At 68.3% G+C, this 17,241-nt stretch carries 13 protein-coding genes and 2 tRNA genes; 9 read left to right on the top strand and 6 right to left on the bottom strand.

The annotated features are described in order from the left end of the window. Positions 1-10: 10 nt before the first annotated feature. The 4 genes from msrB (at position 11) to EX20_RS27235 (ending at position 2,208) form a co-directional block, all read left to right on the top strand. A complete protein-coding gene (msrB, locus tag EX20_RS27250; protein WP_011885063.1) occupies positions 11-442 on the top strand; it encodes a peptide-methionine (R)-S-oxide reductase MsrB in 432 nt (143 codons plus the stop codon). Positions 443-566: 124 nt separating this feature from the next. Next, a complete protein-coding gene (locus tag EX20_RS27245; RefSeq protein ID WP_014723160.1) occupies positions 567-1,097 on the top strand; it encodes a septation protein A in 531 nt (176 codons plus the stop codon). A gap of 1 nt (position 1,098) precedes the next feature. Further along, complete coding sequence (locus EX20_RS27240; RefSeq protein WP_034195351.1) at positions 1,099-1,407, top strand: BolA family protein; 309 nt, start codon at positions 1,099-1,101, stop codon at positions 1,405-1,407. A gap of 18 nt (positions 1,408-1,425) precedes the next feature. Beyond that, the gene (locus EX20_RS27235) at positions 1,426-2,208 is read left to right on the top strand and encodes a peptidylprolyl isomerase (protein WP_011885066.1); all 783 of its coding nucleotides are present in this window, start codon (positions 1,426-1,428) and stop codon (positions 2,206-2,208) included. A 142-nt stretch (positions 2,209-2,350) separates the two neighbouring features. Here the strand turns inward: EX20_RS27235 and EX20_RS27230 are convergent, their stop codons facing one another. Together EX20_RS27230 and purL are read right to left on the bottom strand one after the other, a co-directional pair. After that, positions 2,351-2,890, bottom strand: coding sequence for a GNAT family N-acetyltransferase (locus EX20_RS27230; RefSeq protein WP_034195350.1), 540 nt, complete (start codon positions 2,888-2,890; stop codon positions 2,351-2,353). Further along, positions 2,890-6,954: a phosphoribosylformylglycinamidine synthase gene (purL, locus tag EX20_RS27225; protein ID WP_014723163.1), complete on the bottom strand. Its 4,065-nt coding sequence runs from the start codon at positions 6,952-6,954 to the stop codon at positions 2,890-2,892. The genes EX20_RS27230 and purL overlap by 1 nt, the downstream gene beginning before the upstream one ends. Before the next feature lie 337 nt (positions 6,955-7,291). Here purL and EX20_RS27220 point away from each other — a divergent pair, with 337 nt between their 5' ends. The 3 genes from EX20_RS27220 (at position 7,292) to pgi (ending at position 11,919) form a co-directional block, all read left to right on the top strand. Next, entirely contained in the window at positions 7,292-8,593 is a 1,302-nt protein-coding gene (locus EX20_RS27220; RefSeq protein WP_034195349.1) for an FAD-dependent oxidoreductase, read from the top strand. A 53-nt stretch (positions 8,594-8,646) separates the two neighbouring features. After that, positions 8,647-10,185, top strand: coding sequence for a bifunctional ADP-dependent NAD(P)H-hydrate dehydratase/NAD(P)H-hydrate epimerase (locus tag EX20_RS27215; protein ID WP_034195348.1), 1,539 nt, complete (start codon positions 8,647-8,649; stop codon positions 10,183-10,185). 111 nt (positions 10,186-10,296) lie between these two features. After that, a complete protein-coding gene (gene pgi, locus EX20_RS27210; RefSeq protein WP_034195347.1) occupies positions 10,297-11,919 on the top strand; it encodes a glucose-6-phosphate isomerase in 1,623 nt (540 codons plus the stop codon). A gap of 58 nt (positions 11,920-11,977) precedes the next feature. Here the strand turns inward: pgi and EX20_RS27205 are convergent, their stop codons facing one another. Further along, the gene (locus EX20_RS27205) at positions 11,978-12,691 is read right to left on the bottom strand and encodes an ABC transporter ATP-binding protein (protein WP_034195346.1); all 714 of its coding nucleotides are present in this window, start codon (positions 12,689-12,691) and stop codon (positions 11,978-11,980) included. On the opposite strand from EX20_RS27205, the gene EX20_RS27200 reads away from it, so the two are divergent. Both EX20_RS27200 and EX20_RS32305 read left to right on the top strand, forming a co-directional pair. Then, positions 12,690-13,367, top strand: coding sequence for an arylesterase (locus tag EX20_RS27200; RefSeq protein WP_034195345.1), 678 nt, complete (start codon positions 12,690-12,692; stop codon positions 13,365-13,367). The two genes, EX20_RS27205 and EX20_RS27200, sit on opposite strands and share 2 nt — an antisense overlap. A gap of 98 nt (positions 13,368-13,465) precedes the next feature. Then, a protein-coding gene (locus EX20_RS32305) for an IS3 family transposase (protein ID WP_106919331.1) occupies positions 13,466-14,829 on the top strand; the annotation gives its coding sequence in 2 pieces (ribosomal slippage) (positions 13,466-13,928 and positions 13,928-14,829; 1,365 coding nt in all). A 135-nt stretch (positions 14,830-14,964) separates the two neighbouring features. On the opposite strand, the gene EX20_RS27185 is transcribed toward EX20_RS32305, so the two are convergent. The 3 genes from EX20_RS27185 to EX20_RS27175 form a co-directional block, all read right to left on the bottom strand. Further along, positions 14,965-16,899: a SurA N-terminal domain-containing protein gene (locus EX20_RS27185; protein WP_034195343.1), complete on the bottom strand. Its 1,935-nt coding sequence runs from the start codon at positions 16,897-16,899 to the stop codon at positions 14,965-14,967. A 125-nt stretch (positions 16,900-17,024) separates the two neighbouring features. After that, positions 17,025-17,101 (bottom strand) — tRNA-Asp (locus EX20_RS27180). Positions 17,102-17,124: 23 nt separating this feature from the next. Then, positions 17,125-17,200: transfer RNA gene (locus tag EX20_RS27175), tRNA-Val, on the bottom strand. Between the last annotated feature and the right edge of the window lie 41 nt (positions 17,201-17,241).

Below are 17,241 nucleotides of genomic sequence, written 5' to 3'. Positions count from 1 at the left end.
GAACTCCCCCATGTCACACGATTCCGACGACAAGACCTACCCGTATCAGAAGGACGACGCCGAGCTGCGTCGCCGCCTCACGCCGATGCAGTACGAGGTCACGCAGCATGCGGCGACCGAGCGCGCGTTCACCGGCGAATACACCGACACCGAGGACGCCGGCATCTACAAGTGCGTCGTCTGCAGCACGCCGCTGTTCGAGTCCGGCGCGAAGTTCCATTCGGGCTGCGGCTGGCCGAGCTACTTCAAGCCGCTGAACGGCGAGGTGATCGACGAGAAGATCGACCGCTCGCACGGGATGGTGCGCGTCGAAGTGCGCTGCAATCATTGCGGCGCGCATCTCGGCCACGTGTTCGAGGACGGCCCGCGCGACCAGACCGGTTTGCGCTACTGCATCAATTCGGCTGCGTTAAACTTCGAGTCCCGACCCGAAAACGAATGAGCGTCACCGCGCGGATCGATCGGCACAGCGTCGCCCGCTGCGCCGCTCCCGGCGGTAGCGCCCCGCGGGTCCCCACCACGGTGAAAGGCCGCTCGACGCGGCCTTTCACGCAGCTGCGAGCGCCATGAAATTCCTGTTCGATCTGTTTCCGATCATCCTGTTTTTCGCCGCCTTCAAGGTCTGGGGCATCTTCACCGCCACCGCCGTCGCGATCGCGGCAACGCTGGCCCAGGTCGCGTGGGTCGCGTTCCGGCACCGGAAAGTCGACACGATGCTGTGGGTCAGTCTCGGTGTGATCGTCGTGTTCGGCGGCGCCACCCTCGTCCTGCATGACGAGAAATTCATTCAATGGAAACCGACTGTGCTGTACTGGCTGTTTGCGATCGGGCTGCTCGCCGCGCGCTATGCGTTCGGCAACAACCTGATCGAGAAAATGATGGGCAAGCAGCTCACGCTGCCGCACCCCGTGTGGGACAAGCTGAACGTCGCATGGGCGCTGTTCTTCGCGGTGCTCGGCCTCGCGAACCTGTACGTAGTGCACAACTTCACCGAATCGCAATGGGTGAACTTCAAGCTGTTCGGCACGACCGGCGCGATGGTCGTGTTCATCATCCTGCAGAGCCTGTGGCTCACGAAATATCTGAAGGACGAGTGAGATGACCGACGCCTTTCTGAACGCGTCGCCCGACGCACGCATCGCGCTGATCGAAGCCCGCCTGAGCGCCTCGCTCGCGCCGCTGTCGCTCGCGGTGCGCGACGACAGCGCGCAGCACGCGGGCCACGCGGGCGCGTCCGCCGGCGGCCATTACACGGTCACGATCGTGTCCGCCGCATTCGCCGGCAAGTCGCGCGTCGCGCGGCACCGGCTGGTGTATGATGCGCTCGCTGATACGATGCAGCGCGGCATTCACGCGCTCGCAATCGTGGCTTACACGCCCGAAGAATTCAACGAATCTTCAATCTAGTCTCAACAGGAATTCCCGATGATCCTGAAATCCCCCCGCCTGTGGGTCGCGGCGGCTGCTTTTGCAGCGGCACCGGCATTCGCCCAGAACATCGCCGTCGTCAATGGCACGCCGATTCCGAAGTCGCGCGTCGATGCGATGGTCGCGCAGCTCGTCCAGCAAGGCCAGGCCGATAGCCCGCAACTTCAGCAAGCCGTGCGCCAGGAACTCGTGAACCGCGAAATCCTGATGCAGGAAGCGATTCGCGAAGGCATCCCGAACCGTCCCGACGTGAAGGCGCAAATCGCCGTCGCGCAGCAGACGGTCGTGCTGCGCTCGATGATCGAAAACTTCCTGAAGAAGAACCAGCCGACCGACGCCGAAGTGAAGGCGCGCTACGACGATCTGGTCAAGGGCGCGGGCGGCAACCGCGAGTACCACCTGCACCACATCCTCGTCGACAACGAGCAGCAGGCGAAGGACCTGATCGCGAAGATCAAGGCCGGCGCGAAGTTCGAGGATCTGGCGAAGCAGTATTCGAAGGATCCGGGTTCGGGCAAGAACGGCGGCGATCTCGACTGGTCCGATCCGAAGGCGTACGTGCCGGAATTCGCGGCCGCCGCGCAGAAGCTGCAGAAAGGCCAGATGACCGATCAGCCGGTGAAGACGCAGTTCGGCTGGCACATCATCCGTGTCGACGACGTCCGCGACGTCGCGCCGCCGCCGTTCGATCAGGTGAAGGCGCAGATCGCACAGCAGATCGTGCAGCAGAAGCTGCAGGCGTTCGAGGAAGGTCTGCGTCAGCAGGCGAAGATCCAGTAACGTCGGCGCCCCGCGCCCACGCACGAGGCCGCTCGATCGAGCGGCCTTTTTCTTTTGTGCGCAGGCCGTGCGGCGGGCGCAAAAAAAGCCGCTTCGAGGCGGCTTTCGGTGCGACGGGACGGCGGACAGTAAAGCGCCCGCGCTAGCCGAGATCGAACGCGTCGTGATAGCGAACGTCGCCCGACGGCCGCGGCGCGTGTGCATCGAGCGCCAGCGCAAGCAAACGCCCGGCCGGCGCACCGTGCAACGCCAGATCGCTGCAAGGCGCAAAGCCGAACCGCGCGTAGTACGCGGGATCGCCGAGCACGACGCAACCATGTGCCCCGAGCCGGCGCAGCGCATCGAGCCCGGTGCGCACGAGCCCCGCGCCGACGCTCTGCCGCCTGCAATCGGGCCGCACCGCGAGCGGCGCGAGCGCATACCAACGGCTGTCCGGCGACGCGCCGCCGATCGCAACCGGCGAAAACGCGATGTGGCCGATCACGCGGTCGTCACGCTGGGCGACCAGCGACACGCCGAGCGCGCCGGCCGCGCGCAGCGCGTCGACGATCTGCCGCTCGCGCTGCCCTTGCCGCGGCTCGCCGGCAAATGCGGCCGCGATCACGCGACCGATCGCATCGACGTCGCGCGCGCGTTCGTCGCGCAACGTGACGATGTCGACCGGCGCGTGCGGATCGAACATCAGCCGATCCAGCGGCGCGCGTTACGGAACACGCGCAGCCACGGGCTCGCTTCGCCCCAGCCTTCCGGGTGCCAGCTCATCGTGACCGTGCGGTGCACGCGCTCCATGTGCGGCATCAGCACCGAGAAGCGGCCGTCGGCCGTCGTGACCGACGTGATGCCGGCCGGCGACCCGTTCGGGTTGAACGGATAGCGCTCGGTCGCCTCGCCGCGATGGTCGACGTAGCGCATCGCGACCGCGACGCGGTCGATGTCGCCCTGCTGCGAGAAGTCGGCATAGCCTTCGCCGTGCGCGACCGCGACCGGAATGCGCGAGCCTTCCATCCCCGCGAAGAAGATCGACGGCGACTTCTCGACTTCGACGAACGAGAAACGCGCCTCGAACTTCTCGGACTTGTTGCGCGTGAACTTCGGCCACGCTTGCGCGCCCGGGATCATCGACGCGATGCTCGACAGCATCTGGCAGCCGTTGCAGATGCCCAGCGCGAACGTGTCGGGGCGCGCGAAGAACGCCGAGAACATGTCGGCGAGCTGCGCGTTGAAGCGGATCGTCTTGGCCCAGCCTTCGCCGGCGCCCAGCACGTCGCCGTACGAGAAGCCGCCGCACGCGACCGCGCCCGCGAAATCGGCGAGCGTCGCACGGCCGGCGAGCAGGTCGCTCATGTGCACGTCGTGCGCATCGAAGCCCGCGCGGTCGAACGCATACGCGGTTTCGAGGTGCGAGTTCACGCCCTGCTCGCGCAGGATCGCCACGCGCGGGCGCGCGCCCGTCGCGATGAACGGCGCGGCGATGTCGTCGGCCGGATCGAACGTGAGGACCGGCGAGATGCCCGGGTCGGCCGCATCGAGCAGCGCGTCGTGTTCGGCATCGGCGCACGCGGGGTTGTCGCGCAGGCGCGCGATGCGCCAGCTCACTTCGCTCCACGCGCGATGCAGTTCCACGCGCGGTGCGTCGAAGATCTTCTTCGCGTCGCGGTACACCTCGATCACGTCGCGATCGTTGACCGTGCCGATCACGTGCGAGCATGCCGACAGGCCGAATTCGCGCAGCGCGCCGAGCACCGCGTCGCGCTCGCTCGCACGCACCTGCACGACGGCGCCGAGCTCTTCGGAGAACAGCGCGCGCAGCGTGCGGTCGTCGCGGCGGCCGCTCGTCTGCTTCGCCCAGTCCTTCGCGTCGCCATAGTCGGATTCGTGGTCGGGATCGAGCGTCAGCATGTCGACGTTCAGCGACACGCCGGCGTGACCCGCGAACGCCATTTCGCAGACGGTCGCCCACAGGCCGCCGTCCGAGCGGTCGTGGTAGGCGAGCAGCTTGCCTTGCGCGTTGAGCGACTGGATCGCGTTGAAGAAGCGCTTCAGGTCTTCCGGATCGTCGACGTCGGGCGTCGTGTCGCCGACCTGCTGCGTGACCTGCGCGAAGATGCTCGCGCCCATCCGGTTCTTGCCGCGGCCCAGATCGATCGCGATCAGCACGCTGTCGCCCGCGTCGGCGACGCGGCGCAGTTGCGGCGTCAGGTGGCGGCGCACGTCCTCGACCGGCGCGAACGCGGAGATGATCAGCGACACCGGCGACACCACTTCCTTCGCGACGCCCTGCTCGTCCCACTTCGTCTTCATCGACAGCGAGTCCTTGCCGACCGGGATGCCGATCCCGAGCGCCGGGCACAGCTCCATGCCGATCGCCTTCACCGTGTCGAACAGCGCGGCATCCTCGCCGGCCGTGCCGCACGCGGCCATCCAGTTCGCCGACAGCTTCAGCTTGTCGAGCGACGCGATCGGCGCGCTCGCGATGTTCGTGATCGCCTCGCCGACCGCCATGCGGCCCGACGCCGGCGCGTCGATCACCGCGAGCGGCGTGCGCTCGGCCATCGTCATCGCCTCGCCCTTGAAGCCCGCGTAGTCGAGCGCGGTGATCGCGCAGTCGGCCACCGGAACCTGCCACGGCCCGACCATCTGGTCGCGCACCGACGTGCCGCCCACCGAGCGGTCGCCGATCGTGATCAGGAACGACTTGCTGCCGACCGTCGGATGCTTGAGCACGTCGAGCGCGACCTGCGCGAGCGAGATGCCCGTCACGTCGACCGGCGCACGCTCGGTCGCGACGCGCGCGACGTCGCGATGCATGCGCGGCGGCTTGCCGAGCAGCACTTCCATCGGCATGTCGACCGGGAATTCGTCGGCGCCCGTCGCTTCGGCGTCGACCAGCTGCAGCTGGCGCTCGTCGGTCGCGACGCCGACCACGGCGAACGGGCAACGCTCACGCGCGCAGATCGCCTCGAAGCGCGGCAGGTCGGCCGGCGCGATGGCCAGCACGTAGCGCTCCTGCGCTTCGTTCGACCAGATCTCGCGCGGCGACAGGCCCGACTCCTCGAGCGCGACCTTGCGCAGCTCGAAGCGCGCGCCCTTGCCCGCGCCGTCGACGATCTCGGGGAACGCGTTCGACAGGCCGCCCGCGCCGACGTCGTGAATGCTCAGGATCGGGTTTTCCGCGCCGAGCTGCCAGCAGCCGTTGATGACTTCCTGCGCGCGCCGCTCGATTTCCGGGTTGCCGCGCTGCACCGAGTCGAAGTCGAGTTCGGCGGTGTTCGCGCCAGTCGCCATCGAGCTCGCCGCGCCGCCGCCCATGCCGATGCGCATGCCGGGGCCGCCGATCTGGATCAGCAGCGAACCCGCCGGCACGTCGTGCTTGTGCGTGTGTTGATCGGCGATGTTGCCGAGGCCGCCCGCGATCATGATCGGCTTGTGATAGCCGCGCACCGTGCCGCCGACGTTCTGCTCGTACACGCGGAAGTAGCCGCCGAGGTTCGGACGGCCGAACTCGTTGTTGAACGCGGCGCCGCCGAGCGGGCCGTCGATCATGATCTGCAGCGGCGACGCGATCCGGTCCGGACGACCGTACGGGCCGTGCTGCTCGTTCGGGTTGCGCTCGCCGACCGGCTGCGCCGCATCGCGGGCGTTTTCCCACGGCTGGCGTGCGTCCGGCAGATCGAGGTTCGACACCGTGAAGCCGGTCAGCCCGGCCTTCGGCCGCGCGCCGCGGCCGGTCGCGCCTTCGTCGCGGATCTCGCCGCCCGCGCCGGTCGCCGCGCCGGGGAACGGCGAGATCGCCGTCGGATGGTTGTGCGTCTCGACCTTCATCAGCGTGTGCGTGAGCTCGGTATGGCGGCCATACCGTTCGCCCGGCTCGCCGGCCGCGCCCGCGCCGCGCGGGAACCAGCGCTCCGCTTCGGCGCCGACCATGATCGACGAGTTGTCCGAATACGCGACGATCGTGCCCTGCGGGCTCAGCTTCTCGGTGTTGCGGATCATCGCGAACAGCGACATGTCCTGCGCTTCGCCGTCGATGGTCCACTGCGCGTTGAAGATCTTGTGACGGCAGTGCTCGCTGTTCGCCTGCGCGAACATCATCAGCTCGACGTCGGTCGGGTTGCGCTCGAGCTTGCGGAACGCGTCGACCAGGTAGTCGATCTCGTCGTCGGCGAGCGCGAGGCCCAGCTCGGCGTTCGCACGCTCGAGCGCCGCGCGGCCGGCGCCCAGCACGTCGACGGTCGCGAGCGGCTTGGCCGGCAGTTCGTCGAACAGATGCCGCGCGTCGTCGCGCGCGGCGACCACGCTCTCGGTCATCCGGTCATGCAGCGCCGCGGCGACGGCCGCACGCGCGTCGTCGGACAGCGCCTTCTTGCCGCCGAGCAGGCCCGACTTCAGCGTCACCGTGAATTCGACGCCGCGCTCGATGCGGCGCACCTGCACGAGGCCGCAGTGCTGCGCGATGTCGGTCGCCTTGCTGGCCCACGGCGAAACCGTGCCGAAGCGCGGCAGCACGACGAAGGTCTCCGTCGTGCCCTTCTCGGCCGCCGGCTCGAACGGCGCGCCGTAGTGCATCAGCGCGTCGATGCGCGCGCTGTCGTCGGCCGACAGCGGCTCGGACGCATTGACGAAGTGCAGGAACTGGCCGCGCACGGCGACGATGTTGGCGTCGATCTGCCTGAGCGTGTCGAGCAGACGGGTTTGACGGAAATCGGAGAGGGCCGAAGCGCCGGGAAAACACGAGAAGTGAGCCATGGGCTGGACTGACGTCGATGAGTCGCGCGAGGTGGCGACGTGTGGCGAAAGGAAGGCCGTAATTATACCCGGAAGTCGGCCCCCGGACCGGCCGATCGGCACGGGCGGCCCACCGCGACGGCGCTTCGGCCGCGGTCGGGCCTGCCGGGCCGTCGGGCGGCCCCGGCCGGCCCCCGGCCGACCCACTGGATGCGCGGCCGCGCCCGGTTGGCGGAACCGGACGGCGCGTACGCGCCGGTTGCCGCGATTTTGGCGCTATCATTCCCGGTTCCCCGGGCCGGCGGCCCGTCAGCGAATTCTCATCGGGCGGCGCGTGCCGCCGTCATCGAAGCAATCCATGGATGTCATCGTCATCGGCGGCGGAATCAGCGGCGTCGCCACCGCCTACCAGCTGCGTGCGGCCGGCCATCGCGTGTGTGTGGTCGAACGTCACGCGACCGTCGCGCAGGGCGCCACCTACGGCGACGGCGGCACGCTGCTGCCGAGCCCGCTCGACGTCTGGTTCGGCCCGACCTTCATGCGCCAGCGCCAGCCGCGCGACACCGGCATCCTGTACAAGCCCGGCTTCAACGGCGGCGTGCGCCGCTTCGTCAAGCAGCTCGCGGCGCTGCGCGAGCCCGACGCGTTCGCCGCGCAGTACGGGCGGCTGCGTCCGCTGATCGACGCGGCGCGCGACACCGTCGCCGACATCGAGGCGCGCCTGCAGCTCGAATACGAACAGAAATCGGGCGTGCTGCACGTCGTGCGCGACGCGCGCGACTGGGACGCGCTGCAGCCCGCGCTCGACCTGCTGCGCACGCTCGACCAGCCATACCGCGTGCTCGACGCCGACGCCTGCGCGGCGCTCGAGCCGTCGGTGCCGGCCGAGCCGCGGTTCGCGGGCGGCGTGCTGTTCGAGACGGAGCGCACCGGGAATTGCCCGCTGTTCGCGAAACTGGTCAAGCAGGCGCTCGACGAGCACGGCGTGCAGTTCCGCTTCGGCGCGGAAGTCGCCGCGATCCGCGCCGACGCCGGGCGTGCCGCGGTCGAACTCGCGCCGGCCGACGGCCGGCATGCGGCGAACGCGCGCGAGGTCGACGTGATTTCGGCCGATGCGGTCGTGGTCGCTGCCGGCGCCGGCAGCCTGCCGTTGCTGGCGCGCCTCGGCTGGCGGCTGCCGCTGCATCCGGTGCGCGTCCATACGCTGACCGCGCCGGTCGCATACGAAGAACATGCGCCGCACCTGTGCGTCGTCGACGCGATCAAGCGGATCTCGATCACGCGCACGCAGCAGCGGCTGCGCGTGGGCGGCGGCGCCGTGCTGCAAAGCAGCGCCGACACCGCGAAACCGCTGCCGGAGCCGCTGTCGGAAGCCGCGCTCGCCCTGCTCGGCCAGGCCGTTCACGACTGGGTGCCGGGCGCCGCGCGTATCTCGGCCGCGCTGTCGTGGCAAGGCACCCAGCTGCTGTCGCCGGACGGCCTGCCGGTCGTCGGTCCGACCGCGCATCCGCGCGTATTCGTCAACTTCGGGCACGGCCCGGCCGGTTGGGCGCTCGCGTGCGGCTCTGCTAAAGTGGTGACCGACTATCTGGGCGGCGCCGCGCAGCAATGGCCCGCCGACACGCTCGCGGCGCTCGGCGCCGCACGCTTCACGACCTGACCGCCGCGGGCCGACGTCCGGGGCGGCTCCTTGCTCCGCACCACGACCCCGCGATGACCACCACTGCCCACCCGCCCCTCGCCGCCGCTCCGCTCGCCCTGCTGCGCGTCGCCGATCTGCGCGCCGCCGAAGCCGCCGCGACGGCCGCGCTGCCGCCGCATACGCTGATGGCGCGCGCCGGCGCGGCCGCCGCCCGCTGGCTGTCCGAACGAATGACCGACGATGAACGCCCGGTGTGGTTCGCGGTCGGCCCCGGCAACAACGGCGGCGATGCGCTGGTGGCCGCCGCGCAGCTGCAGCAGCTCGGCGTCGCGACCCACGCCTGGATGCCCGTGACCGTGAAGCCGGACGACGCGCAATGGGCGCTCGGGCTGGCGCGCGCGGCCGGCGTGCCGCTGTCGACCGAGCCGCCCGCTTCGCTCGACGATTACGCATGGGTAGTCGACGGATTGTTCGGGATCGGCCTGGCGCGCGCGCTCGACGGCCCGTTCGCCGCCCAGGCCGAGCGCATCGCCGCGCACGCGCGCAGCGGCGGCCGGGTGCTCGCGCTCGACGTGCCGAGCGGGCTCGACAGCGACACCGGACGCATCGTCGGCGCCGGCGCCGCGGTCGTCGCCACACATACGCTCACCTTCATCGGCGCGAAGCCGGGCCTTTACACGGGCGACGGCCGCGACCTCGCCGGCGCCATCGAGATCGCGTCGCTCGACGTCGCGCCGCCGGCTGCGCCGGCCGTCGTGCTGAACGCGCCCGCGCGCTTCGCCGCCGCCCTGCCCGCGCGCGCGTTCGCGTCGCACAAGGGCACGTTCGGCAGCCTCGCGGTGATCGGCGGCGACACGGGCATGTGCGGCGCGCCGATCCTCGCCGCGCGCGCGGCGCTGTTCGCCGGCGCCGGCAAGGTGCACGTGGGCTTTCTCGGCACCGGCGCGCCGCCGTACGACCCGCCGTTTCCCGAGCTGATGCTGCATCCGGCGGACGGCGTCGATCTCGATGCGATGTCCGCGATCGCCGCCGGCTGCGGCCTCGGCACCCGCGACGCGGCGGCCGCGCTCGTGCGCCGCGTGCTCGCGCACGGCGCCGCGACGCTGCTCGACGCCGATGCGCTGAACCTCGTCGCGACGCACGCCGATCTCGCGGCCGCCGTCGCCGCGCGCGACGGCGCGTGCGTGCTGACGCCGCATCCGCTCGAGGCCGCACGGCTGCTCGGCAGCGACACCGCGTCGGTGCAGCACGACCGGCTGGCCGCGGCGCAGGCGCTCGCCGCCCGCTATGCAAGCATCGTCGTCCTGAAGGGTTCGGGCACGGTGATCGCCGCACCCGACGGACGCCTGACGATCAACCCCACCGGCAACGCGGCGCTCGCGACGGGCGGCACCGGCGACGTGCTCGGCGGCCTGATCGGCGCGCTGCTCGCGCAACGTGTCGCGCCCTACGAAGCGGCGCTGGCCGGCGTCTACCTGCACGGTCTCGCGGCCGATACGCTGACCGCGAGCGGCACGGGCCCGGCCGGCCTCAACGCCGGCGAACTCGCGCCGATGGTGCGCACGCTGATCAATCGCCTTTTTTACCCGTCGCCGCGCGCGGACATATAACGCCGCTATACTGGGTGCCCCGCCGCACGGCGGGCCCGCTCGTCCGCCGGCCTCGCGATCGCGATGCGCCGGCGCGGCATTCCTCCCGATTCACGCTTCACTCGAACCGCCATGACGCTGAATTCGCTCCCCGCCTGGACTGCCCTCCAATCCCACTTCGCCGAGATCCGCCATGCGCGGCTGCGCGACTGGTTCGCACCCGAAAACGATCGCGCGCCGACCCGCGCCGAACGCTTCACGATCGCCGGCGGCGGCCTCGCCGCCGATTTCTCGAAGAATCGCATCAACGACGACACGCTGCGCCTGCTCGTGCAACTGGCGCGCGACACACGCGTCGAAGCGCGCCGCGACGCGATGTTCGCCGGCGACGTCGTCAACCCGACGGAAGGCCGCGCCGCATTGCATACGGCGCTGCGCGCGACCGATCCGAACGCCCCGTTCCACGCGCAGGTCAGCGCCGAACGCGCGAAGATGGCGAGCTTCGCGCGCGCCGTGCGCAGCGGCGCGTGGACGGGCCATACCGGCAAGCGCATCCGCCACGTGATCAATATCGGCATCGGCGGCTCGGATCTCGGGCCGAAGATGGTCACGCACGCGCTGCATCACGTCGCGACGCCGGACATCTCGACCCACTTCGTGTCGAACGTCGACGGCGCCGATCTCGCGCGCGTGCTCGAGCAGGTCGATCCGGAAGAAACGCTCGCGATCATCGTGTCGAAAACCTTCACGACGCTCGAGACGATGACGAACGCACGCTCGCTGCGCGACTGGTTCATCGCGCGCGGCTGCCCCGAGGATGCGCTCGCGAAGCACTTCGTCGGCGTGTCGGCGAACCCGTCCGAAGTCGTCAGGTTCGGCATCGCGGCGGACAACGTGTTCGAAATGTGGGACTGGGTCGGCGGCCGCTATTCGCTGTGGTCGGCGGTCGGCCTGTCGATCATGATCGCGGTCGGGCCCGACCAGTTCGACGAACTGCTCGCCGGCGCGAACGACATGGACCGCCATTTCCGCGAAGCGCCGCTCGAGCGCAACCTGCCCGTGCTGCTGGGCATGATCGGCATCTGGTATCGCAACTTCTTCGGCTCGCAGAGCTATCTCGTCGCGCCGTATTCGGAAGCGCTGCACTACCTGCCGTCGTATCTGCAGCAGCTCGAGATGGAGAGCAACGGCAAGTCGGCGCGCCTGGACGGCACCTTCGTCGACTACCCGACGTCGGCCGTCACGTGGGGCGAGCCGGGCACCAACGGCCAGCACGCGTTCTTCCAGATGCTGCATCAGGGCCCGACGATCGTGCCGATCGACTTCATCGCGGTGCTGACGCCCGAGCATCCGCTCGCGAGCCATCATCCGAAGCTGCTCGCGAACTGCTTCGCGCAGAGCGAAGCGCTGATGCTCGGCCGCACGCTCGACGAAGCGCGCAAGATCGCCGGCCCCGGCGAGGAAGCGCTCGCGCCGCATCTGACGTTCCCCGGCAACCGGCCGACGACGACGCTGCTGGTCGACGCGCTGACGCCGCGCACGCTCGGCGCGCTGATCGCGCTGTACGAGCACAAGGTGCTCGTACAGGCGACGGTGTGGGATATCAATCCGTTCGATCAATGGGGCGTCGAGCTCGGCAAGATCCTCGGCAAGGTGGTCGAAGCCGATTTGTCGGCCGACTCGGTCGATCCCGCGAAGCACGACTCGTCGACGACCGCGCTGATCGAACGCGCACGCGCCGCGCTCAAGCGCTGACCCCTGCGCGCGTACCGGCCGCACCGGGGCTCAGCGCCTCGGTGCGGCCGGCGCGCGTTCAGGCGCCGCTTTGGGCAGTATGGGGCACGACGATGCGTCCGGCTTCGATCGTCACCGTCGTGATACAGCGCCGGGCGAGCTCGGCGTCGTGCGTGACGAGCACGAGCGTCGCGCCGTGCGTGCGGTTCAGCTCGAACATCAAGTCGATGACCGCGTGGCCGGTGGCCGCGTCGAGGCTGCCGGTCGGCTCGTCGGCGAACAGGATCGCCGGCTGCGTGACGAACGCGCGCGCGAGCGCGACGCGCTGCTGCTCGCCGCCGGACAGCAGCTTCGGATAATGCGCGGTGCGCTCGCCGAGGCCGACCTGCACGAGCAGCGCGCGCGCACGAGCGGCTGCGTCGCGCGCGCTGATGCCGCCCTGCAGTTCGAGCGGCAACATCACGTTTTCGAGCGCCGTCAGATGCGGCATCAGCTGGAACGACTGGAACACGAACCCGACTGCGCCGCTGCGCAGCGCGGCGCGCTCGTCCTCGTCGAGTTGCTCGAGCGCGCGGCCGAGCAGGCGAACCGTCCCGCTCGTCGCGCTGTCCAACCCGGCGAGCAGGCCGAGCAGCGTCGACTTGCCCGACCCCGACGCGCCGACGATCGCGAGACTGCTGCCGGGCCGCACGGCCAGCGTGATGCCGTCAAGTATCGTCAGCTCGCCGCTTGCGTCGGCGACCCGCTTGCACACGTCTCGGACTTCGATGATCGGATCGGTAATCTTGAACATGGACACGACATTCCGCTGGAAAAGGCGCGCGGCGCTCGCCGCGCTGCTGGCTACATTATGCGCAGCGACCGTGCCCGCGCGCGCGGCGAGCGCCGCGCCGGCCGCACCTGAGGGCCGGCCCACGCTCGTCGTGCTCGGCGACAGCCTGTCGGCCGAGTACGGGCTGCCGCGCGACACCGGCTGGGTGGCGTTGCTGCGGCAACGGCTCGCGACCGAGCGAATCGATTATAGCGTTGCGAACGCAAGCGTCAGCGGCGACACCACGAGCGGCGGACGCGCGCGATTGCCCGCCGTGCTGCAACGGCTCAAGCCGTCGATCGTCATCGTCGAGCTCGGTTCGAACGATGCGCTGCGCGGCGTGCCGGTCGCGACGACCGAACAGAATCTGCGCGACATCATCGCCGCTGCGCGACGCGCGCATGCGCAGGTCGTGCTGGTCGGCATGTACGTGCCGCCGAATTACGGGCCCGACTACACGCAGAAATTCCACGCGGTCTATACGCGCCTGTCGAAGCAACTCGGCGTGCCGCTCGTGCCGTTCCTGCTGGCCGGCATCGAGAACAAGCCGGAGATGTTCCAGTCGGATCAGATGCATCCCGGCGAACAGGCGCAGCGGGTTCTGCTCGACAACGTGTGGCCGACGCTGAAGCCGCTGCTCGGCAAGCCGCGCGGTTGAGCGGCGCGGTCGCTGGCGCGGTCGCGACCGCGATCGCCCAAACGCACTGAACTGCACCCCAAAAGTTGGACACCGATCCAACCTTTGGGGTGTTTTCCATGGCGAAGTATGACGAGCGGTTTCGACTGCAGGTAGTTCGGGAGTATCTGGAAGGAGAGGCGAGCACCCGCACGCTCGCAGCCCGTTACGGGGTTGGGCGTACGGTCATCCGGCGCTGGGTGGCGAGCTACCGGGAGCACGGCGTAGCTGGACTGAGAAGGAAAGTCGGTCAGTACGACGCCCGGTTCAAGTTATCGGTGCTACAGCGCATGCAGCGTGATGGGCTGTCGTATGGCCAAACGGCAGCGGTGTTTGACATTCGAAGCGTCGGGCACGTGTCAACCTGGGAGCGCCTGTATCATGAAGGCGGTTTCGATGCACTGTCCCCTCGCCGACGAGGGCGCCCCCGAAAGATGGCCACTTCACTTCCGCCCAAACCCACTGAAGCCGGTTCGCCGGACGAACGCTCGCGCGAGGAATTGCTCAAGGAAAACGAGTATCTGCGCGCGGAGGTGGCGTACCTAAAAAAGCTCGATGCGCTGCTGCAAGCGAAGAAGCAGGCAGCGCAAAAGAAAAAACGCAAATAGTGCGTGAGCTCAGGCAGCACCATCCGGTGGCAGCACTTCTGAAGGCGGCCGGCTTGGCACGCAGTACGTTCTATTACCAACTCAGGACGCTGGATGCCGACGATCGTCACGCCGATCTGAAAGCGCAGATCCGAACGGTGTTTGAACGCCACAAGGGCCGCTATGGTTATCGACGCGTCACGGCTGCGATTCGGCAGGCTGGCCATCTCGTCAACCATAAGACGGTGCAACGGCTCATGCAGCAACTGCAACTGAAGTCCTGGGTGCGTCCGAAGAAATACCGAGCGTGGCAAGGCGAGATCGGCAAGGCCGCACCGAACCTGCTGCAACGCCAGTTCGAGGCCACTGGCGCCAATCAGAAGTGGGTAACGGATGTGACCGAGTTCAAGGTCAACGGCCAGAAGCTGTATCTGTCGCCGGTGATGGACCTGTACAACGGCGAGATCGTTGCTTACCAGATGGACAGACGGCCGAGCTTCGAGTTGGTCAACAGCATGCTGAAGAAGGCGCTGGCTAAACTCCCGCGCAAGGACAAGCCGTTGCTGCATTCGGATCAAGGCTGGCACTACCGGATGCCGGAGTTCCGCCGGAAGCTCGCGCAGCGCGAGTTGACGCAGAGCATGTCCCGCAAGGGCAATTGCCTGGACAACGCCGCGATGGAAAGCTTCTTCGGCACGCTCAAGTCCGAGTGCTTCAAGAAGCAGCGCTTCACTTGCGTGGAGCAACTACGCCAGACGCTGGAGTGCTACATCCATTACTACAACCACGAACGCATCAAGCTCAAACTGAAAGGACTGAGTCCCGTGCAATACAGAACTCAGTCCTCGGGCGCCTAGCCTTCAACTGTCCAACTTCGTGGGGTCAGTTCACACGTGCGGGGCTTCTTGTCGTTGCGTGCCTGACCGGCGAGCGAGGCGTTTCGCTTGCCGGCGGCCGAGCGGCGCTTCGACGCGCCGCCGCCGTCGGCTCAGTTAGTTGCCGCTGTCCTGCGACGGGCTCTGCGTGGTGCCGTACAGCTTGACCTTCGAGCGATCGCGCAGCGCGGCGAGATACGCCTCGCCTTCGCTTTGCGCTTCGACCTGCGCCATCTGCTGCTGCGCGGCCGCGAGCTGCTGCGGATCGACGGCCGTGCCCGGAATCACCGCGTTCACGCGATAGATCGCGTAGCCATCGGCACCGAGATCGACGCCGACGTACGCCGGCAGCGTCTTCGAATCGACCTTGTAGACGGCGCTCAGCGCGGCCGGCGTCAGCCCCTGCGATTGCGTGCGCGACACCTTCTGCGCGGGCGTGAAGCCGTCGGTGGACTTCGACTTCTGCAGCTCGGCGAGCTTCGCCGCGCCGTCCTTCCTCGCGAGCTCGGCCGCCTGCTCGGCGACCACCTTCTGACGCACCACGTCCTTGATCGCGTCGAGCGCCGGCACGGCGGCCGGCTTGTAGTCGACCACGTGCGCCGAGATCAGCGTGTTGTTGCCCACGTCGACCGCCTGCGTGTTGTTGCGGCTCTTCACCGAATCGCTCGCGAACACGGCCGCGAGGAACTTCGGATTGTTCAGCGGGCTCGTCGGCGGCAATTGCGGATTCGGCGTCGGCGTGACGGTGGCCGTCTGGATCGTCAGCTTGTACTTGTCGGCGGCCGGTTGCAGCGACTTCGCCTTTTCGTAGACGGTCGACGTGAAGCCTTCCGCGTTGTCCGTGAAGGCCTTCGCTGCGTACTGCTGCTTCAGGTCGACTGCGATCTGATCCTTCACGTCCGCGAACGGCTTGACCACCGACGGCTTCACTTCGGTCGCCTTCAGGATGTGGAAGCCGAGGTCCGACTCCACGACACCGCTCACCTCGCCCTGCTTCAGCGCGAACGCGGCATCGTCGAACGCCTTGCCGCCCGCCGTCGAGCCGCGCGTGATGAAGCCGAGATCGCCGCCCTTCGCCGCCGACGGCGCGTCCTGCGAGCTCTTCTGCGCGATTTGCGCGAACTGGTCGGGATGCGCCTTCACGTCGGCCAGCAGCTGCTCGGCCTTCGCCTTCGCGGCAGCCTTGTCGGCTGCGCTTGCGTTGCTCGCCGCGGCGATGAAGATGTGGCTGATGCGCACCTGCGCTTCCGAGCGGAAGTGCGTCGGGTTGTCGTCGTAGAACTTCTTGATGTCGGCGTCGGTCGGCTGCGCGCTCGCGGCGGCCGCGGCCGGCGAATAGACCAGATACTGGATCGTCGCGGTTTCCGGCGTCGCGAAGCTCTGCTTGTGCGCGTCGTAGTAGGCGGTGAGCTGCGCGTCGGTCGGCTGCACCTTCGCCGCGAAGTCGCTCGACTTCAGCACGAGCGCCTGCACTTCACGTTGCTGCGCGGCGAGTTCCGACAGGCGTTGGGCCGGGCCCTTCGGCGTGAACGCGCTCGACACGATGCTCGCGGGAATCTGTTGGAGCGCGAGGCTGTAGCGCACACGTTCCTGATACTGCTCGGGCGTCATGCCCTGGAACGACAGCAGCTGCGCGTAGCGCTGGACGTCGATCGTACCGTCGGGCTTCTTCAGCGACGCGATCATCGGGTCGCTCATCAGTGCGTCGCGCACCGCGTTGTCGGACGCGGTCAGATGCAGGCGCTGCGTTTCGTCGGCGAGCACGCGCTGCTGGATCAGGCCGTCGAGCACCTGCTTGCGATGCTCCGGCGTATCGAACATCTTGATGTCGAACTGCCCGCCGAGCGCCTGGCGCGCCTGGTCGATCTGCTGGCGGAACGCGCCGTCGAATTCGACCCGCGTGATCTTGTGTCCGTTGACCGCTGCGACGTTCGCGCTGTCGTCGAAGAAGCCGCGGAAACCTTGGATCCCGACGAAACCCAGCCCCGGCAACACGATGAGGAGCAGGAGCGCCATCATCAGGCGCTGGTGATTACGGAAGAAATCGAGCATGCGTGACGGGAAAATTGGACAAAACGACCGATATTACAACATACGGGGTGGGACGGGAAAAATCGCAGGCGTGCGGACGGCGTTGCAAATGAAAAAGCCCGCACGAGGCGGGCTTTTTCATTTTCTGGCGGAGCGGACGGGACTCGAACCCGCGACCCCCGGCGTGACAGGCCGGTATTCTAACCGACTGAACTACCGCTCCTTGGTCTGGCTGAATCGTGAAACTGGTGGGTGCTGAGGGGTTCGAACCCCCGACCTACGCCTTGTAAGGGCGCCGCTCTACCAGCTGAGCTAAGCACCCGTTTCCGATTCTTTCTAGTTGCGATCTGCGTTTCGGCATCA

The sequence above is a fragment of the Burkholderia sp. WP42 genome (assembly GCF_000745665.1).
Classification (GTDB): Bacteria; Pseudomonadota; Gammaproteobacteria; order Burkholderiales; family Burkholderiaceae; genus Burkholderia; species Burkholderia vietnamiensis.
This window is presented reverse-complemented; position numbering and strand designations above follow the sequence as displayed.